The sequence below is a fragment of the Pseudomonas sp. KH_046_2 genome (genome assembly GCF_057838985.1).
Window position 1 is genome coordinate 3764278 of the sequence record NZ_CM174480.1, and the last position, 15837, is coordinate 3780114.

Below are 15837 nucleotides of genomic sequence, written 5' to 3' on the forward strand. Positions count from 1 at the left end.
ACCGGGGCTTCGGGCATGACTTCATTTTGCTTGATGGCTGCCCGCAGGCCTGCCAGCACGAGCCCTGTTGCCGGGCAACGACGCGGCAAACGCCAGTGCTTCTTCCCGACTATCAAACGAGCCAAGCCGATCGCCGTGGGTGCATACCCGCCAGGGGCCGTTGCTCACGCGGAGTACGTCATAGCCGTTCATGTGCATTTTGTTCAGCATCGGAACACTCATGGTCACCTCCTCCTGGGCAGTGATATCAGGTTGACTTGCTAACCTTACACCCACCCTTATCCAAAATACCGACCAGACGTCGCCACGGAAATTCCCCATTCGGGTTGTACTTGGACCCTAGCCCTTGGCCAACGCCGTCGCTGCCCTGTCGATCAAAGCCGCCACTTCGGCGGGCATCGACGCCAAGGACGCATGGCTGGCGTTCAAGGTCAGAATCTCCCGGGCGTTGAGCCGCGCGGCCATCCATTGCTGGTTTTGTGGCGCGATCATTCGGTCGTCAGACGAAATCTGGTACCACGATGGCTTTTTCTTCCAGGCCACCGTGCCAATGGTGTCACCGAAGGTGCTCGCCAGCGGCGCTTTCTGGGTGATGCCCATGACCGCCCCTTCGGTCGCCGGCAGGTCCTGGCAGAAGCTTTCGTGGTAGAGCTCGGGCTTGACCCACAGATAACCGTCGCTGTCGGGAGCCAGGTTGGCCGCCGCCGCCGGGAAATGCCGTTGCGTGATGCCGCCGGGACTTTCACCGGCGTCCGGCGCGAACGCGGCGATGTACACAAGCCCGACCACATTCGGCTGGTCGCCGGCTTCGGTAATCACCGCACCGCCATAGGAATGCCCCACCAGCAGCACCGGCCCCGGCACCTGGGCGACCATCTTGCGTGTGCGCTCGGCATCCTCGGCCAAGGACGTCAGCGGCAACTCTACGGCACGAATGTTCGTGTCGCCCCGGCTGAGCAATTTGACGATGACCTTGTTCCAGTGGGCAGCGCCGCCCCAAAAACCATGGACCAGCACAATCGTGGGTTTGTCACTCATCACCATGACTCCGTTTGTGGATGGGTTTGTCTGTCGCTCGCGTCAGCCCTGATCGCCACCGCCCACGGGCATGACCATGCCGGTGATATACGACGCTTCGTCGCTGGCCAGAAACAGAATAGCCCCTGCCTGCTCATCCAGGGTGCCGTAGCGTTTCATCAGACTGCTGTCGAGGGTCTGGTCGACGATCTGCTGGTACCAGAGTTTTTCCTGCTCACTCTGCTCGGCACCGTTGCGGGGTATGCGTCGCGGCGGTGCTTCGGTACCGCCAGGCGCCGTGGCGTTGACCCGCACGCCGCGACCGGCGGTTTCGAACGCCAGACAAGCGGTCAAGGCATTGACCCCACCCTTTGCCGCACCATAGGGCACGCGGTTGAGGCTGCGGGTGGCGATGGAGGATACGTTGACGATCGCTCCGCTGCCCTGCTCCAACATGAATGGCAGCGCGGCATGGCAACACCACAAGGTCGGGAACAGCGAACGGCGAACCTCGGCCTCGATCTGCGACGCTTCATAATGCTCGAACGGCTTGGCCCAGATCGTCCCGCCGACGTTATTGACCAGCACATCGAGGCGTCCGAAGCGCTCGACGGCGGTTTGCATCACCCGACTGCATTCCTCGTATTGTTCAAGGTCGGCGGTCAGGGCCAGTACCTGGGTGGTTGGCGCCAACTGTTGCTGGACTTCGAACACCAGATCGGAGCGATCCACCAGGATCAGCTTCGCCCCTTCGGCGGCCATACGCTCGGCCACCCGGTGCCCGATACCTTGGGCAGCGCCGGTGATCAGGGCGACTTTGTCTTGAAATCTGTTCATGTGTACCTCATCGGGCAATGACGATGTATCGGTCGAAATCCAATCCTGTGGGAGCGGGCTTGCTCGCGATGGCGGACTCATCCGCAACATCTCTGTTGAATGTTCCGGCCTCATCGCGAGCAGGCTCGCTCCTACATTGGATCTTTGCCAATCAGGGAATTTGTGCAGGACTCACGCTGCGCTGGCAGCGAACTTTTCGTAGTAGAAGTTCGCCGGTGCGATGCCTTGTTCGCGAATGAACTGGCTGACGGCCTCGACCATCGGCGGCGGGCCGCACAGGTAGACGTCAACGTCGCCATCGTTCAAGTGCTTCGGCTCGATGTGCTGGGTCACATAGCCCTTGAGCGGGTGCTGGCTCTCGGGGCTGGCGACGCAGGCGCTGAAGGTGAAGTTGGGGATGCGCGCGGCAAAGGCTTCGAGGCGGTCGATTTCCACCAGGTCGAAATCGTGGGTCACGCCGTAGATCAGATGCAGCGGATGATCACTGCCCTGCTCGGCGATCTTCTCCAGCATCGCGGTGAACGGCGCCAGCCCGGTGCCACCGGCCAGCAGCAACAGCGGCCGACGGATGTCACGCAGGTAGAAGCTGCCCAAGGGACCTGCCAGGCTCATGCAGTCGCCGGCCTTGGCCATGCCGGTCAGGAAGCTGCTCATCAGGCCACCGGGCACGTTGCGGATCAGGAAACTGACCTCGCCGTCGCGCTGCAACGAGCTGAACGAATAGGCACGGGTCTGCTCGCTGCCGGGAATCCCCAGGTTCACGTACTGCCCCGGCAGGAACGCCAGCTTGCTCAGGGCATCGCCCTTGATCGACAGCGCGATGGTGCTGTCGGACAACTGGCGCACAGCGCTGATGGTGGCGTCGTAGCTCACCTGACGGGTGCGGCAGACTTCGGAGGACGTCGGCACCCGCACCACGCAATCGCTTTGGGCGCGCATCTGGCAGGTCAGGACAAAACCCTGCGCGGCCTCTTCAGGGCTGAGGGCGTCTTCGATGTACTCCTCGCCCAGATCGTATTGACCGACTTCGGCAAAACACTTGCAAGTACCGCAAGCGCCGTCGCGGCAGTCCAGCGGGATGTTGATGCCCTGGCGGTACGCGGCATCGGCTACGGTTTCGCCGGCGTTGGCGTCGACGAACCGGGTGACGCCGTCTTCAAAATTGAACGCAATGGAATGGGTCATGACGGCAGTCTCACAAGTGGTAGACATCGATGACCTGGCGAACGTAGTCGTTCTTCAGGATCACTTTCTTGGCCTTGATGAGCGGGTTTTCACCGCGCACGTCGAGGGTGTAGAAACTGCTGCCGAAATAGCTGTCGACGGTCTTGTAGCGAAAACTCAGGGTGTGCCAGTTGAAGCGCACCTTGCACAGTCCGTCGACCTGTTCGAGCAGCTCGATGTTGCTGATGTTGTGGGAGGTACGGGTGTCCGGCACGCTGGCGCTGGAGCGCTCGGTCTTGATGCGGAAGATGCGGTCTTCCAGGCCCGTGCGGTTGCCGTACCAGATCAGCGAGATTTCCCGCTGCGGGTCTTCGGTCAACTCGTCGTTGTCGTCCCAGGACGGCATCCAGAACGTCGCGTCAGGGGCGTAAAGCTCCAGCCATTCGTCCCACTGACGATCGTCGAGGTAGCGGGCTTCGCGATAGAGAAAGTCGCGCACGGTATCAAAGGAAATGCTCATTGCACGTCCTCCACGGCGATCAGCTTCGATTGCTCGGCCGCCAGGGCCTTGAGCATGGTCTGCTGCCAGTATTTGTGTTGCAGCACGAACAGGCCTTCGTCCTCGGTGCGCACGCCGCTGAGCAGCGGATGCAAGTCAATTTCCTTGGCGGCCTCGTCGGCGCCTTCGATCCAGTGTTCGGCACCGCGGGACATGTCGTTCCAGGTGGTGACGCTGCCCTGGTAGCTGGTCTGGCAGGAGCGGAACTCTTCCAGATCGTCCGGCGTGGCCATGCCGCTGACGTTGAAGAAGTCTTCGTACTGACGAATCCGGCTGGAACGCGCGTGGTCGCTCTCGCCTTTGGGGGCGATGCAGTAGATGGTGATTTCCGTGCGGTTGACCGAGATCGGCCGGGCGATGCGGATCTGCGAGCTGAACTGGTCCATCAGGTACACGTTCGGGTACAGGCACAGGTTGCGCGAATTCTCGATCATCCAGTCGGCGCGGGCCTTGCCGAAGTCTTGCGCCAGCTCATCGCGACGCTCGTACAGCGGACGGTCCTCGGGGTTGGCCCAACGGGTCCAGAGCAGCATGTGGCCCTTGTCGAAGGAGTAGAAACCACCGCCCTGCTTGGCCCAGCTGCCGGCGCTCATGGTCGGATTGCTGTCGCCGGCCTCGCGCTGCTTGCGCTGGTTCTGGGTGGCCGCATAGTTCCAGTGCACGGAGCTGACGTGGTAGCCGTCGGCGCCGTTTTCCGCGGTGAGTTTCCAGTTGCCTTCGTAGATGTAGCTGGAGGAGCCGCGCAGCACTTCCAGGCCATCGGCGGACTGGTCGACGATCATGTCGATGATCTTCGCCGACTCGCCCAGGTGCTCGACCAGCGGCAGCACATCGGCTTTCAGGCTGCCGAACAGGAAGCCGCGATAGGACTCGAAACGCGCAACGCGGGTCAGGTCGTGGGAGCCTTCGCAGTTGAAACTCGCCGGGTAACCGGCGTTGGCCGGATCCTTGACCTTGAGCAGCTTGCCGGAGTTGTTGAAGGTCCAGCCGTGGAACGGGCAGGTGTAGGAGCTTTTGTTGCCGGACTTGTGCCGGCACAGGGTCGCGCCGCGATGGCTGCAGGCGTTGATGAAGGCGTTGAGCACACCGTCCTTGTTGCGCGCGATGAAGATCGACTGGCGCCCCATGGTGGTGGTGTAGAAATCGTTGATGTTGGGGATCTGGCTTTCGTGGGCCAGATAGAGCCAGTTGCCCTCGAAGATGTGTTCCATCTCCAGATCGAACAACCGGGGGTCGGTGAACATCTCGCGTTTACAGCGATAGAGGCCCTGCTCGGGATCGTCTTCAAGCAGGGAATGCACGTATTCGGGTCGCAGGGTCATGGCCGCCGCCTCCATTGTTATTGTTCAGGCAGGGGTCATGCTAGGACGGGGCGATGGGGCGGACTATCCGCGGGGTGCAGACCTTTATCCGTTTTGTGCAGTTGGGGGCGTGACGTTAAACCTTGTGGCGAGGGGGCTTGCCCCCGTTCGGCTGCGTAGCAGTCGTTCGTCCTGCAAATGCGGTATGACTGACATCCAGTCGGGGGCCGCTTCGCGACCCAACGGGGGCAAGCCCCCTCGCCACAGGTTGTGCGGTGAACTCAATGCCGGCGCTTGAGGGTATCGGACGGCAACTCGCCGAACTGCTTGCGGTAGCTGTCGGAGAACCGCCCCAGGTGCAGGAAGCCGTAGTCCATCGCCACTTCGGTGACGTTGCGCACGTTGCAGGTCGGGTCGCTCAGGCAGGCGTTGATGCGTTCCAGGCGTTTCTGGCGCAGGTAGTTTTTCGGCGTAAGGCCGGCATTGCGCTCGAACAGTCCGTACAACGAGCGCAGGCTCATGTGCGCCTGGCGTGCCAGGGCTTCGCTGTCGATGTCCTGCTTGAGGTTATTGGCGATGTAATCGGCAATCGCCTCGAACGTGGCCGTCTGCGAGCCCAGTTCGAGACGACAGACATTGGTTTTCATCAGGCTGAGCATCTTGCTGACGATGATCTGCGTGTAATGCTCCTGCACCCTGGGGATCTGCTCGGTGGATTCGGCCTCCTGGCAGATCATCGACAGCAGGTTGACGAAACCTTCCAGTTCATTGAGCTGATAACGGTTTTCCAGAAACCGCACGCCCTGCCCCGGATAGCGCCAGCGCTGCTCATCGCAGACCGATTCAAACAAGCGGGTCGGGACTTTGAGGATGAACTTTTCGCAATCGGCGGAATACGTCAGGTCCACCGGATCGTCGGGATTGATCAGCAGCAATTCGCCGGGAGCGAAGTAATGTTCCTGGCCGTGGCCGCGCCACAGGCAGTTGCCGCGCAGCAGCACTTGCAGGTGATAAATGCTGTCCAGCGCACCTGACGTCACGCGCACACTGGCGCCGTAGCTGATGCGACACAGGTCGAGGCTGGCGAACTTGCGATGGTCGAGACTGGCCAGCGGGCTGCCGGCACGGGGCATGAGGATGCAGTGGTTACCGACGTGCTGATTGACGTAGCCCGACACCGCATAAGGGTCGGCATGGTCGAATACTCTGCTGCGCTGACTCAACAGTTGAGCTTGCATCATCGGGTCACTCTCATTGTTGTTATAGGTTGCGTCGGGCCATTCTAGAACAGTGCATCAGTCCCTTGAGATATTTCCGGCCAGTTGCACAAACACCCTGTAGGAGCGAGCCTGCTCGCGATGACGGAGTGCCAGTCAACATGGATGTTGAATGTAAAACCGCTATCGCGAGCAAGCTCGCTCCCACAGTGTGGTGATCCCACAGGGTCGTGCTATCAGTCCTCGAGTGCACGAACCCGCTCGTGGCGCTGTTGCTCTTCAGGCTGGGCCGACGACTGCAGGGTGAAATCGAATTCGATTTCGGCAAAGCGACCGCTGACACCGTGGGCCGCCGCACGCGCCTGGTCATCGCTGAAGGTAATCCTGGCGATCAGCTCGTCACGGGTGGCGTAGGCGAAATCGTCGTGCAGGTATTGATCACCGTCGAGGTTGATCTGGGTAGTCAGGTGGCGATGGTCCGGCGCGGAAATGAAGAAGTGTACGTGCGCCGGGCGCTGGCCATGACGGCCCAGTTGATCGAGCAGTTGCTGGGTCGGACCATCCGGTGGGCAGCCGTAGCCCGACGGCACGATGCTGCGCAAACGGTAGCGGCCTTCGGCGTCGGTAACGATGCGGCGACGCAGGTTGAACTCCGACTGCGTGGTATCGAAGTACGAGTAGGTGCCACCGGTATTGGCGTGCCAGACGTCTACGACGGCACCGGCCAGGGGTTCGCCAGCGGTGTTGAACACGCGGCCTTGCATGAACAGGGTCACACCCGGATCGACGCCATCGTCGAGGCGCGCTTCGCCTTCCGACAGCGGCGCGCCCGCCACGTACAGCGGGCCTTCGATGGTACGCGGGGTGCCGCCGGATTTGCCAGCCTGCTCGTCTTCGGCGTCCATCAGCAGGTCGAGGTAATGTTCCAGGCCAACCCCGGCCACCAACAGCCCGGCTTCCTGGCGCGCACCCAGCACGTTGAGGTAGTTGACGGCTTTCCAGAATTCTTCCGGAGTCACGGCGAGGTCTTCGATGATGTTCACCGAATCACGCAGGATGCGGTAGACCAGCGCTTTGGTCCGTGGATTGCCGGCGTCGTTGAGCAGGCCGCTGGCTTCTTCGAGAAACTTCTGGACTTCGGCAGTGTGGGAAATCTTGACGTTCATGTTGAAGGGTTCCTCATCTTGTAATTATTAGCGTAGCGAACTGAGCAGGCTGGGCTCAGCGGTCATCGTCACGGATGGAAGAAGGATGCCGGCACAGCGCGTCGATCTCGATGGCCATGTACGGAAACAGTGGCAATTGCATCAACAGGTCATGCAGCTCCTGAACGCTGTCGACATCGAACACGCTGTAGTTGGCGTAGTGTCCGGCGATGCGCCACAGGTGGCGCCACTTGCCCTGCTCCTGCAGACGCTGGGCCAGGGCTTTTTCGTCAGCCTTGAGTCTGGCTGCCGCTTCGGGATTCATGTCGACCGGCAGGTTCACGGTCATTTTTACGTGGAACAGCATAATGCTCTCCTCAGGCTTGATGAATGGTCTTGTCGCGGCGGAAGAACGCCAGGCGCTCTTCATCCAGGCTCAGGCCCAGACCCGGTGTGTTCGGCACATGCAGCTCGAAATCGCGATACACCAGCGGTTCGCTGAGAATGTCTTCAGTCAGCAGCAACGGGCCGAACAGCTCGGTGTCCCACGCCAGCTTGTTCAGGGTGACGAAGGCGTGAGCCGAGGCCATGGTGCCCAGGCCACCTTCAAGCATGGTGCCGCCGTACAGGGCGATACCGGCCGCTTCGGCGATGGATGCGGTACGCAATACAGCGCGTGGGCCACCGTTCTTGGCGATCTTCAGGGCGAACACCGAGGCCGCGCCTTCGCGGGCCAGGTTGAACGCATCTTCCACGCATTCGATGGATTCGTCGGCCATGATCGGCGCCGGGCTCATGGCGTTGAGGCGAGCCATGCCGGCGCGGTTGTTGCGCGAGATTGGTTGTTCGATCAGGTCGATGCCGTTGGTGCCGAGGATCCGGCAGGCACGTATCGCCACTGCTTCGTCCCAGGCCTGGTTGACGTCGACCCGCACGCTGGCGCGGTCACCCAGGGCTTTCTTGATCGCAATCACGTGGGCCAGGTCGCGGTTGACCTCACCGGCGCCGATCTTCAGCTTGAAGATGCGGTGGCGACGCAGGTCGAGCATTTTTTCCGCTTCGGCGATGTCCTTCTCGGTGTCGCCGCTGGCCAGGGTCCAGGCCACCGGCAGCGCATCGCGAACACGACCGCCGAGCAATTCGCTGACCGGCAGGCCGAGGCGTTTGCCCAGGGCATCGAGCAGTGCGGTTTCGATACCGGATTTGGCGAAGGTGTTGCCGCGAATGCTGCGCTCCAGGCGCAACATGGCAGCGTTGACGTTGTTGCTGTCCTGGCCGATCAACAGCGGTGCGAAGTGCGTGTCGATGTTGGTCTTGATGCTGTCCGGGCTTTCATTGCCATAGGCCAGGCCACCGATGGTGGTGGATTCGCCGATGCCTTCGATGCCGTCGGCGCAACGCACGCGGATGATCACCAGGGTCTGGTTCTGCATGGTGTGCATCGCCAGCTTGTGCGGGCGGATGGTCGGCAGATCGACGATGATCGTCTCGATCGACTCAATGGCTGTTGCAAGCATTTCGATACCCGTCAGGTTCTTGAAGTTCTGGAATCGATTCTCGTACGGCTTTTTTCCTGAAGCCAATATAGAATTGGTCTGACTTGATACCTTAAAGGTATGCAACCGATCCGCGTCTGGAGGTTCCATGGAACTGCGTCACCTGCGTTATTTCCAGGTATTGGCTCAAACCCTCAACTTCACCCGCGCGGCCGAGTTGCTGCACATCGCCCAGCCGCCCTTGAGCCGGCAGATCCAACAACTGGAGGACGAACTGGGGGTGATGCTGCTCGAGCGCGGCCGACCGCTGAAGTTGACCGACGCCGGGCGGTTTTTCCATGAGCACTCCACCGCCCTGCTCGAACAACTGAACAAGGTCTGCGAGAACACGCGGCGTATCGGCCTGGGTGAAAAGACCTGGCTGGGTATCGGCTTTGCGCCGTCAACGTTGTATGGCGTGCTGCCGGAACTGATCCGGCGGTTACGCAGTGGTGAGCCACTGGAGCTGGAGCTGGGGCTGTCGGAAATGACCACGTTGCAACAGGTGCAGGCGCTCAAGGCCGGTCGGATCGACATCGGTTTCGGCCGAATCCGTATCGACGACCCGGCCATCATCCAGACCGTGCTCACCGAAGACCGCCTGGTCGCCGCCCTGCCCGCCGGCCATCCGTTGCTTGCCGGCCCCATCAGCCTGCGGGATCTGGCCAGGGAACCCTTTGTGCTGTACCCCGGCAATCCACGGCCGAGTTACGCCGACCATGTGATTGCCCTGTTCGAGTCCTACGGCGTGAGCATCCACGTCGCGCAATGGACCAACGAGCTGCAAACGGCGATCGGGCTGGTGGGGGCAGGCATCGGGATCACGCTGGTACCGGCCTCGGTGCAGTTGCTGCACCGCGACGACATCGGCTTCACCCCGCTGCTGGAAGACAACGCCACCTCGCCGATCATTCTCAGCCGACGGGTGGGCGATGTGTCACCGGGGTTGAACCACTGTTTGCGGATGATTGATGAGCTGCTGCCGCGAGGCTGACAATAATCAGCCCGCAAACGCCCGGCGCCCTGCCTTCATTTCGGTACGCAACTCGCCGACAAAGTCAGAGATGGCGCGCACGCTGGTCAGCTCCGCCGTCGAAACACCGCTGATCAACAGCTCCACTCGCTTGGTGACGGGATCGCAGACTTCGATGCGCAAAAGTCCGAGATTCTCCGTGCACTCGCACGACAGCGGCTCAAAACCGGACTCTACGATGTTGCAAAGAACTGAAATCGGAAGCATGGCCGGTCCCTCGGGCGACAGTCAATTCGGTTGGATCCGTTTCAGCATAGTTACACTCTGCCGATTTTGCGCCAGTAAATTGCCGTCAATTTTGTTATACCGCTCGCATTTCCGGCCATTCAGCGGGAATTACCACCCCAGATCCAGTTCCAGAACCCCGGCAATTCCACCGGCTGCGAATCGTCGCGCACGGTTCGCGCCATGGCCGCCCGCTGTAGCGCAGCCTGATCGTCGTAAAACGGTTTGTCGGCAGTTTTCACCCCGGTCTCCCGGGCGCTGTCGAGCAAAATCTGCAGGTACTCACGGGTATGCCGGGCGGTATAGCGGTTGAGGTCGTGGAAGGTCACCACCACCGGAATCACGCCATCGACCACCGGTAACTCGCCGCGGGCAATGCGTTCGCGAACTTCGGACATCGAACGCAGCATGTGCGACCGGCGCCGGGGGCTGGCGTTGAAGCCCCAGATCTTGCCGTCATTGGCGCTCAAGTCGGTGAGCAGCACGTGCAGGCCATGCTGCTGATAAGCGGCAAAGGTACGTTTGTCGTAGTTCCAGAATGGCGGGCGCAACAGGGTTGGCGGAGCGCCGGTGATCGTGGCGATGTCGGCGCTGCCATCGGTGAGGGCCTGTTCCAGCTCCTGCGGCTCCAGCGAGCGATGATTGGTGTGCCTGGGCGTCGCCGTATGGAACCCCAGAACATGACCTTCGGCGTGTTCGCGCCGCATGATGTCCCGGCCCAACTCGCTGCCACCCGCCCGCGGTGCACGGGTTTGCACGAAGAACACGGCTTTGATGCCCGGTTGCAGCGGGTTTTGCGCCAGGCTCTCGAGCACCGTGACGGTCGGGTTCCACCAGCTCGAGGCACTGGGACCGTCATCGAAGGTCAGCAGAAAACGGATGGGGGGTTGCGCCTGCAAACGCTGTTCGGTCCGCGGAGTCATTTCAATCGGTGCTGCGATACAACCCAGCAGACCCACTGCCAGGGCGCACACCGTCAAACACTTGAACAATGGTTTCATCTTTTGCCTTGGGCCAGACCATCACGGTCGGTTGGATAGGGTACACAGGGTTTGGTTCCGGTGCTTGCCAGGCCCGTTTCGCCGCGAGCAACTAAACTCAAAGCTTCGGTCGGAGCGTCTTAACCGGAGTGTCAGGCCATGTGCGGACGACTGTCGCAATACCGTGGAATCCACGACTTCGTAGCGGTGCTGAGCATCCCCGACGCGCTGATCAATCGCGTCGGCAACGAACCCCTGGGGCACTATAACGCCGCCCCCACCACGCAACTCGCCCTGCTGCACCTGGAAAACGAGCGGCTGCATGCCGACGCCGTGCGCTGGGGCTGGCGACCGCACTGGGCGACGGATCGCACGGAGCCGGTCAATGCCCGGGTCGAGAAAGTCGCCCACGGCCCGTACTTCCGGGCGATCTGGCCCCATCGCGCGATCTGCCCGATTGATAACTGGTTCGAATGGGTCGACACCGGTGAGGCCAACAAGCAACCGTGGTTGATCCGGCGGCGGAATCGGGCACCGATTTTCTGCGCGGCCATCGGCCAGTACCCCATCGGCGGAGCGCCTCACAGGGAGCACGACGGTTTCGTCATCCTGACGGCCGACAGCGCGGGCGGCATGCTTGACGTGCATGACCGGCGGCCGGTGGTGTTCTCGCCCGAACTGGCGCGGGAATGGCTGGACCCGGCCACGCCCAAGGAGCGAGCCGAGGAAATGGCATTATCCCAGGGCGAGGTCAGTGATGTATTCGAGTGGTACAAGGTCGACAGTGCCGTTGGCAATGTCAGGAACCAGGGCGCCGCGCTGATCAAGGAAGTTCCATGAATCTGTCGATAACGACAAAGCCCCGCTCAATGGCGAGGCTTCGTTGGATTCCCGTGCCGCTCAGAACTTGCGGTCAGGCTCTGACAATTCCTTACCGTCGTCAGGATGCTTCCAGTCCGGTATCGAACGTTTCTGCTGCTCAATCTCTTCTTCCGTGGGTTCGTCCTCGTCTTCTTCCAGGTCCGGTTGCTTGGGTTCATTGGCCATGTTCACCTCTCTTCCTGAAGGGATCGGTCATCAACTTAAGCTTAGATCAGTTCCCCTGCCCCGCTCAAAGCCACCAGCGCAGCAAAAAGAAGAAGCCCATGCTCAACAGCATGCTGAGCAACGTATTGCGCGTGTAGAGCACCAGTGCGACCGCCACCAGCGAGCTGATCAGGTAGGGATTGTCCCAGTGCAGGTTCAGCTGTTTTTCCGGCATGAACACAATCGGCCCGCAGATGGCCGTCAACATGCCCGGTACGGCAAACCCCAGGAACTGCCGGGCATTGCTGCTCAAGCGTAGCGGCAGTCGCGGTTCCAGAAAAACATAGCGGTTGAGGAACACCAACACGCCCATTCCGATAATCAATGCCCAGACCATCATGTGCGGCCACCGTAGAATTTATTGCAGACAAACCCGGCAGTCATGCCCGCCAGCCCCGACAGCACCAGCGCCGAGCCCCATTGCCAGTAGCTGAACAGCACCGAGCAGAACAGCGACACCGCCACGCACACCACAGTCGGCACGTTGCGCACCACCGGGGTGATCAGGGCGATGAAGGTCGCCGCGATGGAGAAATCCAGGCCCAGGTGTTCAAGGCCGGGAATGCTGCTGCCGAGCACAATGCCCGCCAGGGTGAACAGGTTCCAGGCGATGTAGAACGTCAGGCCCACGCCCAGGGCGTACCAACGGTTGAACTGCTGTTTGTCGTGCTGGCTGGTCAGGGCGAACAGCTCATCGGTGAGCAAGAACCCCAGGCCCGCGCGCCAGCGCCCCGGCAAGGGCGAAATCACCGAGCGCATGCTCATCCCGTAGAGCAAATGCTGGGAGGTCAGCAGCAGCGTGGTCAGCAGGATCGAAAAAATCCCGGCACCGCCCTTGAGCATGCCGATGGCCACCAGTTGCGCGGCGCCGGCAAACACAATGCTCGACAGGCCCTGGCCTTGCAGGGGCGTGAGGTTGGCTTCGATGGCCATGGAACCGGCCAGCAAGCCCCAGGGCGCGGTGGCCAGGGACAACGGCATGATCGCCGCAGCACCGCGCAAAAAGGCACTGCGCGGCATGATTGAGTTGGACATAACGTTCTACAGACAGGGATAGACCCCAGACTTTGCCAGCAGTCGCGGCCGAAGGCTTGAACAATCTTGCTCACTGATACGCGGCGTGCCATTCATCGGTTGCCCGCTTGATTCACCAAAGTGGTAACAACATGATGGCGCTGCATTTTCATCGAGGCAGGCCCTTCATGAGTTCAGTGGAAACCGACAGCGACGTTTATAAAACCCTGCTTGAGTCGACCCGGGCGATTCCCTGGCGCATCGACTGGAAAACCATGACGTTCAGCTACATCGGGCCACAGATCGAAGAGCTGCTGGGCTGGAAACAGCACAGCTGGGCCTCGGTCAACGACTGGGTCGAGCGCATGCACCCGGATGACCGCGACTACGTGATGGACGTCTGCCTCTCGCAATCGCGCGCCGGCATCGATCACGAGGCCGACTATCGCGCACTCACTGAAAGCGGCGAGTACGTCTGGATCCGCGATGTGGTGCATGTGGTGCGCAAGGACGGCGAAGTCGAGGCGCTGGTGGGTTTCATGTTCGATATCAGCGAGCGCAAGAAAACCGAAGAGCACCTGGTCCGCCTGCAAAAACAGCTCGAAGAGTATTCCTTCCAGGACGGCCTGACCGGCATCGCCAACCGGCGCATGTTCGACACCGTGCTGGAACGGGAGTGGAACAATGCCCAGCGCACTGCCTTGCCGTTGTCGGTGATCGTGCTGGATATCGATTACTTCAAGCAGTACAACGACCATTACGGCCACATCAAGGGCGACGAATGCCTGCGTCGCGTCGCTCAAACCTTATCCCTGGCGGCCAACCGGCCACGGGATTTCATCGCGCGGATCGGTGGTGAAGAGTTTGTCTGGCTGCTGCCGGAAACCGATGCCGAGTCCGCGCGGCTGGTGGCGCACAAGTGCCTGCACCTGATTCGCCAGCAGCAGATCCCCCATGAGTTCTCGAACGTGTCGAGGCTGCTGAGTGTCAGCCTCGGCGTCGGCACCACCCTGGCGTCGATGCACGCGACGGCCCTGGAGTTCGTCGAACAGGTCGATCATCTGCTCTACCAGGCCAAGCACAATGGCCGGATGCGTGCAGAGTTCGCTGATTTTCGTGATTGACAAACGGCGCTCCGCCTTTTAAAACTGGGCGCCTCACTCAGGGTGTAAGCAAGTATGTCCGCAACCTTCAATCTCGACTCTTCCGTCATTGGCTTGATTGCCAAGGCGCAAGGTTGCGTTGCGCACGCCCTCAAATCGAAGAAACAGTCGCTCATGTGACCGGGGCGCGCTGTCCCGTCAGATGAGCTGACAGGACATTGAGCGCAACGGACCACCCTCCCCTTGCTTACTTTCCTTCCATGCCCCTGACGGTGACGAAATCGGTCAACCATCAGGAGAAAGTGCATGTCAGCGTTTCAAGGTATCTGGGTTCCACTGGTCACACCCTTCCACAACGGCGCCATCGATTTTGTCGGCTTGCGCCGGCTGGTCAGCCATCTGCTGGAAAAAGGTGTCGACGGCCTCATCGTTTGCGGCACCACCGGCGAACCGGCGGCGATGGGCAAGCATGAGCAACTGGCGGTGCTCGATGCGGTGCTGGAGCTGGTGCCGGCGCAACAGGTGGTCATGGGCCTGGCCGGTAACAACCTGACCGAGTTGTTGCAGTTCCAGAGCGAGATCCTCAAGCGCCCGGTAGCTGGCCTGCTGGTACCGGCACCGTATTACATCCGCCCATCCCAGGCCGGCCTCGAAGCGTTTTTTCGTACGGTCGCCGATGCCTCCAGCGTTGCGCTGATTCTCTACGACATCCCTTACCGTACCGGTGTGGCCTTCGAACAGGCGACCCTGCTCAACATCGTCGCCCACGAGCGGATCGTCGCCATCAAGGATTGCGGCGGCAATTTTTCGAACACCCTCGCCTTGCTCAATAGCGGCCATGTCGACGTGCTGTGCGGAGAAGACAACCAGATCTTCAATGCCCTGTGCCTGGGCGCCAAAGGCGCGATTGCCGCGTCGGCGCATGTCCATCCGGAACTGTTCGTGCAGTTGCACCGGCAGATCCGCGACAACCAATTGGCGGAAGGCCGCGCCACGTTTTTCCGTTTGCTGCCGCTGATCAACAGCCTGTTCCTGGAGCCCAACCCGGCCCCGGTGAAAACCGCGCTGGCCCTGGAAGGCTTGATCGGTGACGAACTGCGCGCGCCCATGCAACGCAGCAGTGAATCGATGACCGAGCATCTGAAGGACGTGCTCAGGGCATTGGATCACGACAATCGATAGAGCGCCGGCCTGCGGCCCGAGTACCATGGAGCGATTCGTTCAGCCTTCAGGGGCACCGTCATGCTGTACCGAATCGCCGCCGATGGGCTGATGCTGTTCCACTTGCTGTTCATTGTGTTTGTGTTGTTCGGCGGGTTGCTGGTGCTCAAATGGCGCCACCTGATCTGGTGGCATCCGCCCGCCGCCGTCTGGGGTGTGGCGGTGGAGTTGCTCCACCTGCCCTGCCCGCTGACCGACTGGGAAAACCGCATGCGCCATGAAGCCGGGCAAACCGGCTATGGCGGTGGATTCATCGAGCATTACATTTGGCCGGTGATTTACCCGGCGGGCCTGACACCCGGCATTCAGTTGGGATTGGGCGTCGTGGTGTTGCTGATCAACGTGCTGATCTATCTTCGATTGATCAAGCGATGGGCCGTCTGAATCTTCAACCAGCCTG

The 15837-nt window shown here is 61.0% G+C and carries 20 protein-coding genes; 5 read left to right on the forward strand and 15 right to left on the reverse strand.

Annotation, left to right across the window (positions count from 1 at the left end; translation table 11 throughout):
• Positions 1-21: 21 nt before the first annotated feature.
• The 10 genes from AC3IX1_RS16990 to AC3IX1_RS17035 all read right to left on the reverse strand — a co-directional run bounded on the left by AC3IX1_RS16990 (position 22) and on the right by AC3IX1_RS17035 (position 8757).
• Positions 22-222: an SPOR domain-containing protein gene (locus tag AC3IX1_RS16990; protein ID WP_489385064.1), complete on the reverse strand. Its 201-nt coding sequence runs from the start codon at positions 220-222 to the stop codon at positions 22-24.
• 117 nt (positions 223-339) lie between these two features.
• Entirely contained in the window at positions 340-1038 is a 699-nt protein-coding gene (locus tag AC3IX1_RS16995; RefSeq protein ID WP_489385065.1) for an alpha/beta hydrolase, read from the reverse strand.
• Between the two features lie 42 nt (positions 1039-1080).
• On the reverse strand, positions 1081-1854 hold the full coding sequence (locus AC3IX1_RS17000) for a 1,6-dihydroxycyclohexa-2,4-diene-1-carboxylate dehydrogenase (RefSeq protein WP_489385066.1): 774 nt from the start codon (positions 1852-1854) through the stop codon (positions 1081-1083).
• Between the two features lie 171 nt (positions 1855-2025).
• On the reverse strand, positions 2026-3039 hold the full coding sequence (gene benC, locus AC3IX1_RS17005) for a benzoate 1,2-dioxygenase electron transfer component BenC (RefSeq protein WP_489385067.1): 1014 nt from the start codon (positions 3037-3039) through the stop codon (positions 2026-2028).
• Between the two features lie 10 nt (positions 3040-3049).
• The gene (gene benB, locus AC3IX1_RS17010) at positions 3050-3538 is read right to left on the reverse strand and encodes a benzoate 1,2-dioxygenase small subunit (protein WP_489385068.1); all 489 of its coding nucleotides are present in this window, start codon (positions 3536-3538) and stop codon (positions 3050-3052) included.
• Positions 3535-4899: a benzoate 1,2-dioxygenase large subunit gene (benA, locus tag AC3IX1_RS17015; protein WP_489385069.1), complete on the reverse strand. Its 1365-nt coding sequence runs from the start codon at positions 4897-4899 to the stop codon at positions 3535-3537. Before benA ends, benB begins: the two co-directional genes overlap by 4 nt.
• A gap of 260 nt (positions 4900-5159) precedes the next feature.
• Complete coding sequence (locus AC3IX1_RS17020; protein WP_489385070.1) at positions 5160-6119, reverse strand: AraC family transcriptional regulator; 960 nt, start codon at positions 6117-6119, stop codon at positions 5160-5162.
• A 212-nt stretch (positions 6120-6331) separates the two neighbouring features.
• Positions 6332-7261, reverse strand: a complete 930-nt coding sequence (gene catA, locus AC3IX1_RS17025) for a catechol 1,2-dioxygenase (RefSeq protein ID WP_489385071.1) — start codon at positions 7259-7261, stop codon at positions 6332-6334.
• Positions 7262-7316: 55 nt separating this feature from the next.
• The gene (gene catC / locus AC3IX1_RS17030) at positions 7317-7607 is read right to left on the reverse strand and encodes a muconolactone Delta-isomerase (RefSeq protein WP_460123246.1); all 291 of its coding nucleotides are present in this window, start codon (positions 7605-7607) and stop codon (positions 7317-7319) included.
• Between the two features lie 10 nt (positions 7608-7617).
• On the reverse strand, positions 7618-8757 hold the full coding sequence (locus AC3IX1_RS17035) for a muconate cycloisomerase family protein (protein WP_477799364.1): 1140 nt from the start codon (positions 8755-8757) through the stop codon (positions 7618-7620).
• A gap of 127 nt (positions 8758-8884) precedes the next feature.
• Here AC3IX1_RS17035 and AC3IX1_RS17040 point away from each other — a divergent pair, with 127 nt between their 5' ends.
• Entirely contained in the window at positions 8885-9769 is an 885-nt protein-coding gene (locus tag AC3IX1_RS17040) for a LysR family transcriptional regulator (protein ID WP_489385072.1), read from the forward strand.
• 6 nt (positions 9770-9775) lie between these two features.
• Here AC3IX1_RS17040 and AC3IX1_RS17045 read toward each other — a convergent pair whose 3' ends face one another.
• Together AC3IX1_RS17045 and AC3IX1_RS17050 are read right to left on the reverse strand one after the other, a co-directional pair.
• Positions 9776-10015 carry a DUF1652 domain-containing protein gene (locus AC3IX1_RS17045; protein ID WP_056723537.1) on the reverse strand — a complete coding sequence of 80 codons (240 nt, stop codon included), beginning with the start codon at positions 10013-10015 and terminating at the stop codon, positions 9776-9778.
• Between the two features lie 119 nt (positions 10016-10134).
• On the reverse strand, positions 10135-11034 hold the full coding sequence (locus tag AC3IX1_RS17050; protein ID WP_489385073.1) for a polysaccharide deacetylase family protein: 900 nt from the start codon (positions 11032-11034) through the stop codon (positions 10135-10137).
• A 138-nt stretch (positions 11035-11172) separates the two neighbouring features.
• Between AC3IX1_RS17050 and AC3IX1_RS17055 the strand changes: the two genes are divergently transcribed.
• On the forward strand, positions 11173-11853 hold the full coding sequence (locus AC3IX1_RS17055; RefSeq protein ID WP_489385074.1) for an SOS response-associated peptidase family protein: 681 nt from the start codon (positions 11173-11175) through the stop codon (positions 11851-11853).
• Positions 11854-11913: 60 nt separating this feature from the next.
• On the opposite strand, the gene AC3IX1_RS17060 is transcribed toward AC3IX1_RS17055, so the two are convergent.
• The 3 genes from AC3IX1_RS17060 to AC3IX1_RS17070 form a co-directional block, all read right to left on the reverse strand.
• Complete coding sequence (locus tag AC3IX1_RS17060; RefSeq protein ID WP_177336464.1) at positions 11914-12060, reverse strand: hypothetical protein; 147 nt, start codon at positions 12058-12060, stop codon at positions 11914-11916.
• Positions 12061-12124: 64 nt separating this feature from the next.
• A complete protein-coding gene (locus AC3IX1_RS17065) occupies positions 12125-12436 on the reverse strand; it encodes an AzlD domain-containing protein (RefSeq protein WP_489388754.1) in 312 nt (103 codons plus the stop codon).
• On the reverse strand, positions 12436-13134 hold the full coding sequence (locus AC3IX1_RS17070) for an AzlC family ABC transporter permease (RefSeq protein ID WP_007978998.1): 699 nt from the start codon (positions 13132-13134) through the stop codon (positions 12436-12438). The genes AC3IX1_RS17065 and AC3IX1_RS17070 overlap by 1 nt, the downstream gene beginning before the upstream one ends.
• Before the next feature lie 167 nt (positions 13135-13301).
• On the opposite strand from AC3IX1_RS17070, the gene AC3IX1_RS17075 reads away from it, so the two are divergent.
• The 3 genes from AC3IX1_RS17075 (at position 13302) to AC3IX1_RS17085 (ending at position 15821) form a co-directional block, all read left to right on the forward strand.
• Complete coding sequence (locus AC3IX1_RS17075) at positions 13302-14237, forward strand: sensor domain-containing diguanylate cyclase (RefSeq protein ID WP_489385075.1); 936 nt, start codon at positions 13302-13304, stop codon at positions 14235-14237.
• Positions 14238-14522: 285 nt separating this feature from the next.
• Positions 14523-15398 (forward strand): 4-hydroxy-tetrahydrodipicolinate synthase, encoded by an 876-nt coding sequence (gene dapA, locus AC3IX1_RS17080; protein ID WP_489385076.1) that lies wholly within the window; start codon positions 14523-14525, stop codon positions 15396-15398.
• Between the two features lie 60 nt (positions 15399-15458).
• Positions 15459-15821 carry a DUF2784 domain-containing protein gene (locus AC3IX1_RS17085; protein WP_489385077.1) on the forward strand — a complete coding sequence of 121 codons (363 nt, stop codon included), beginning with the start codon at positions 15459-15461 and terminating at the stop codon, positions 15819-15821.
• Positions 15822-15837 lie beyond the last annotated feature (16 nt).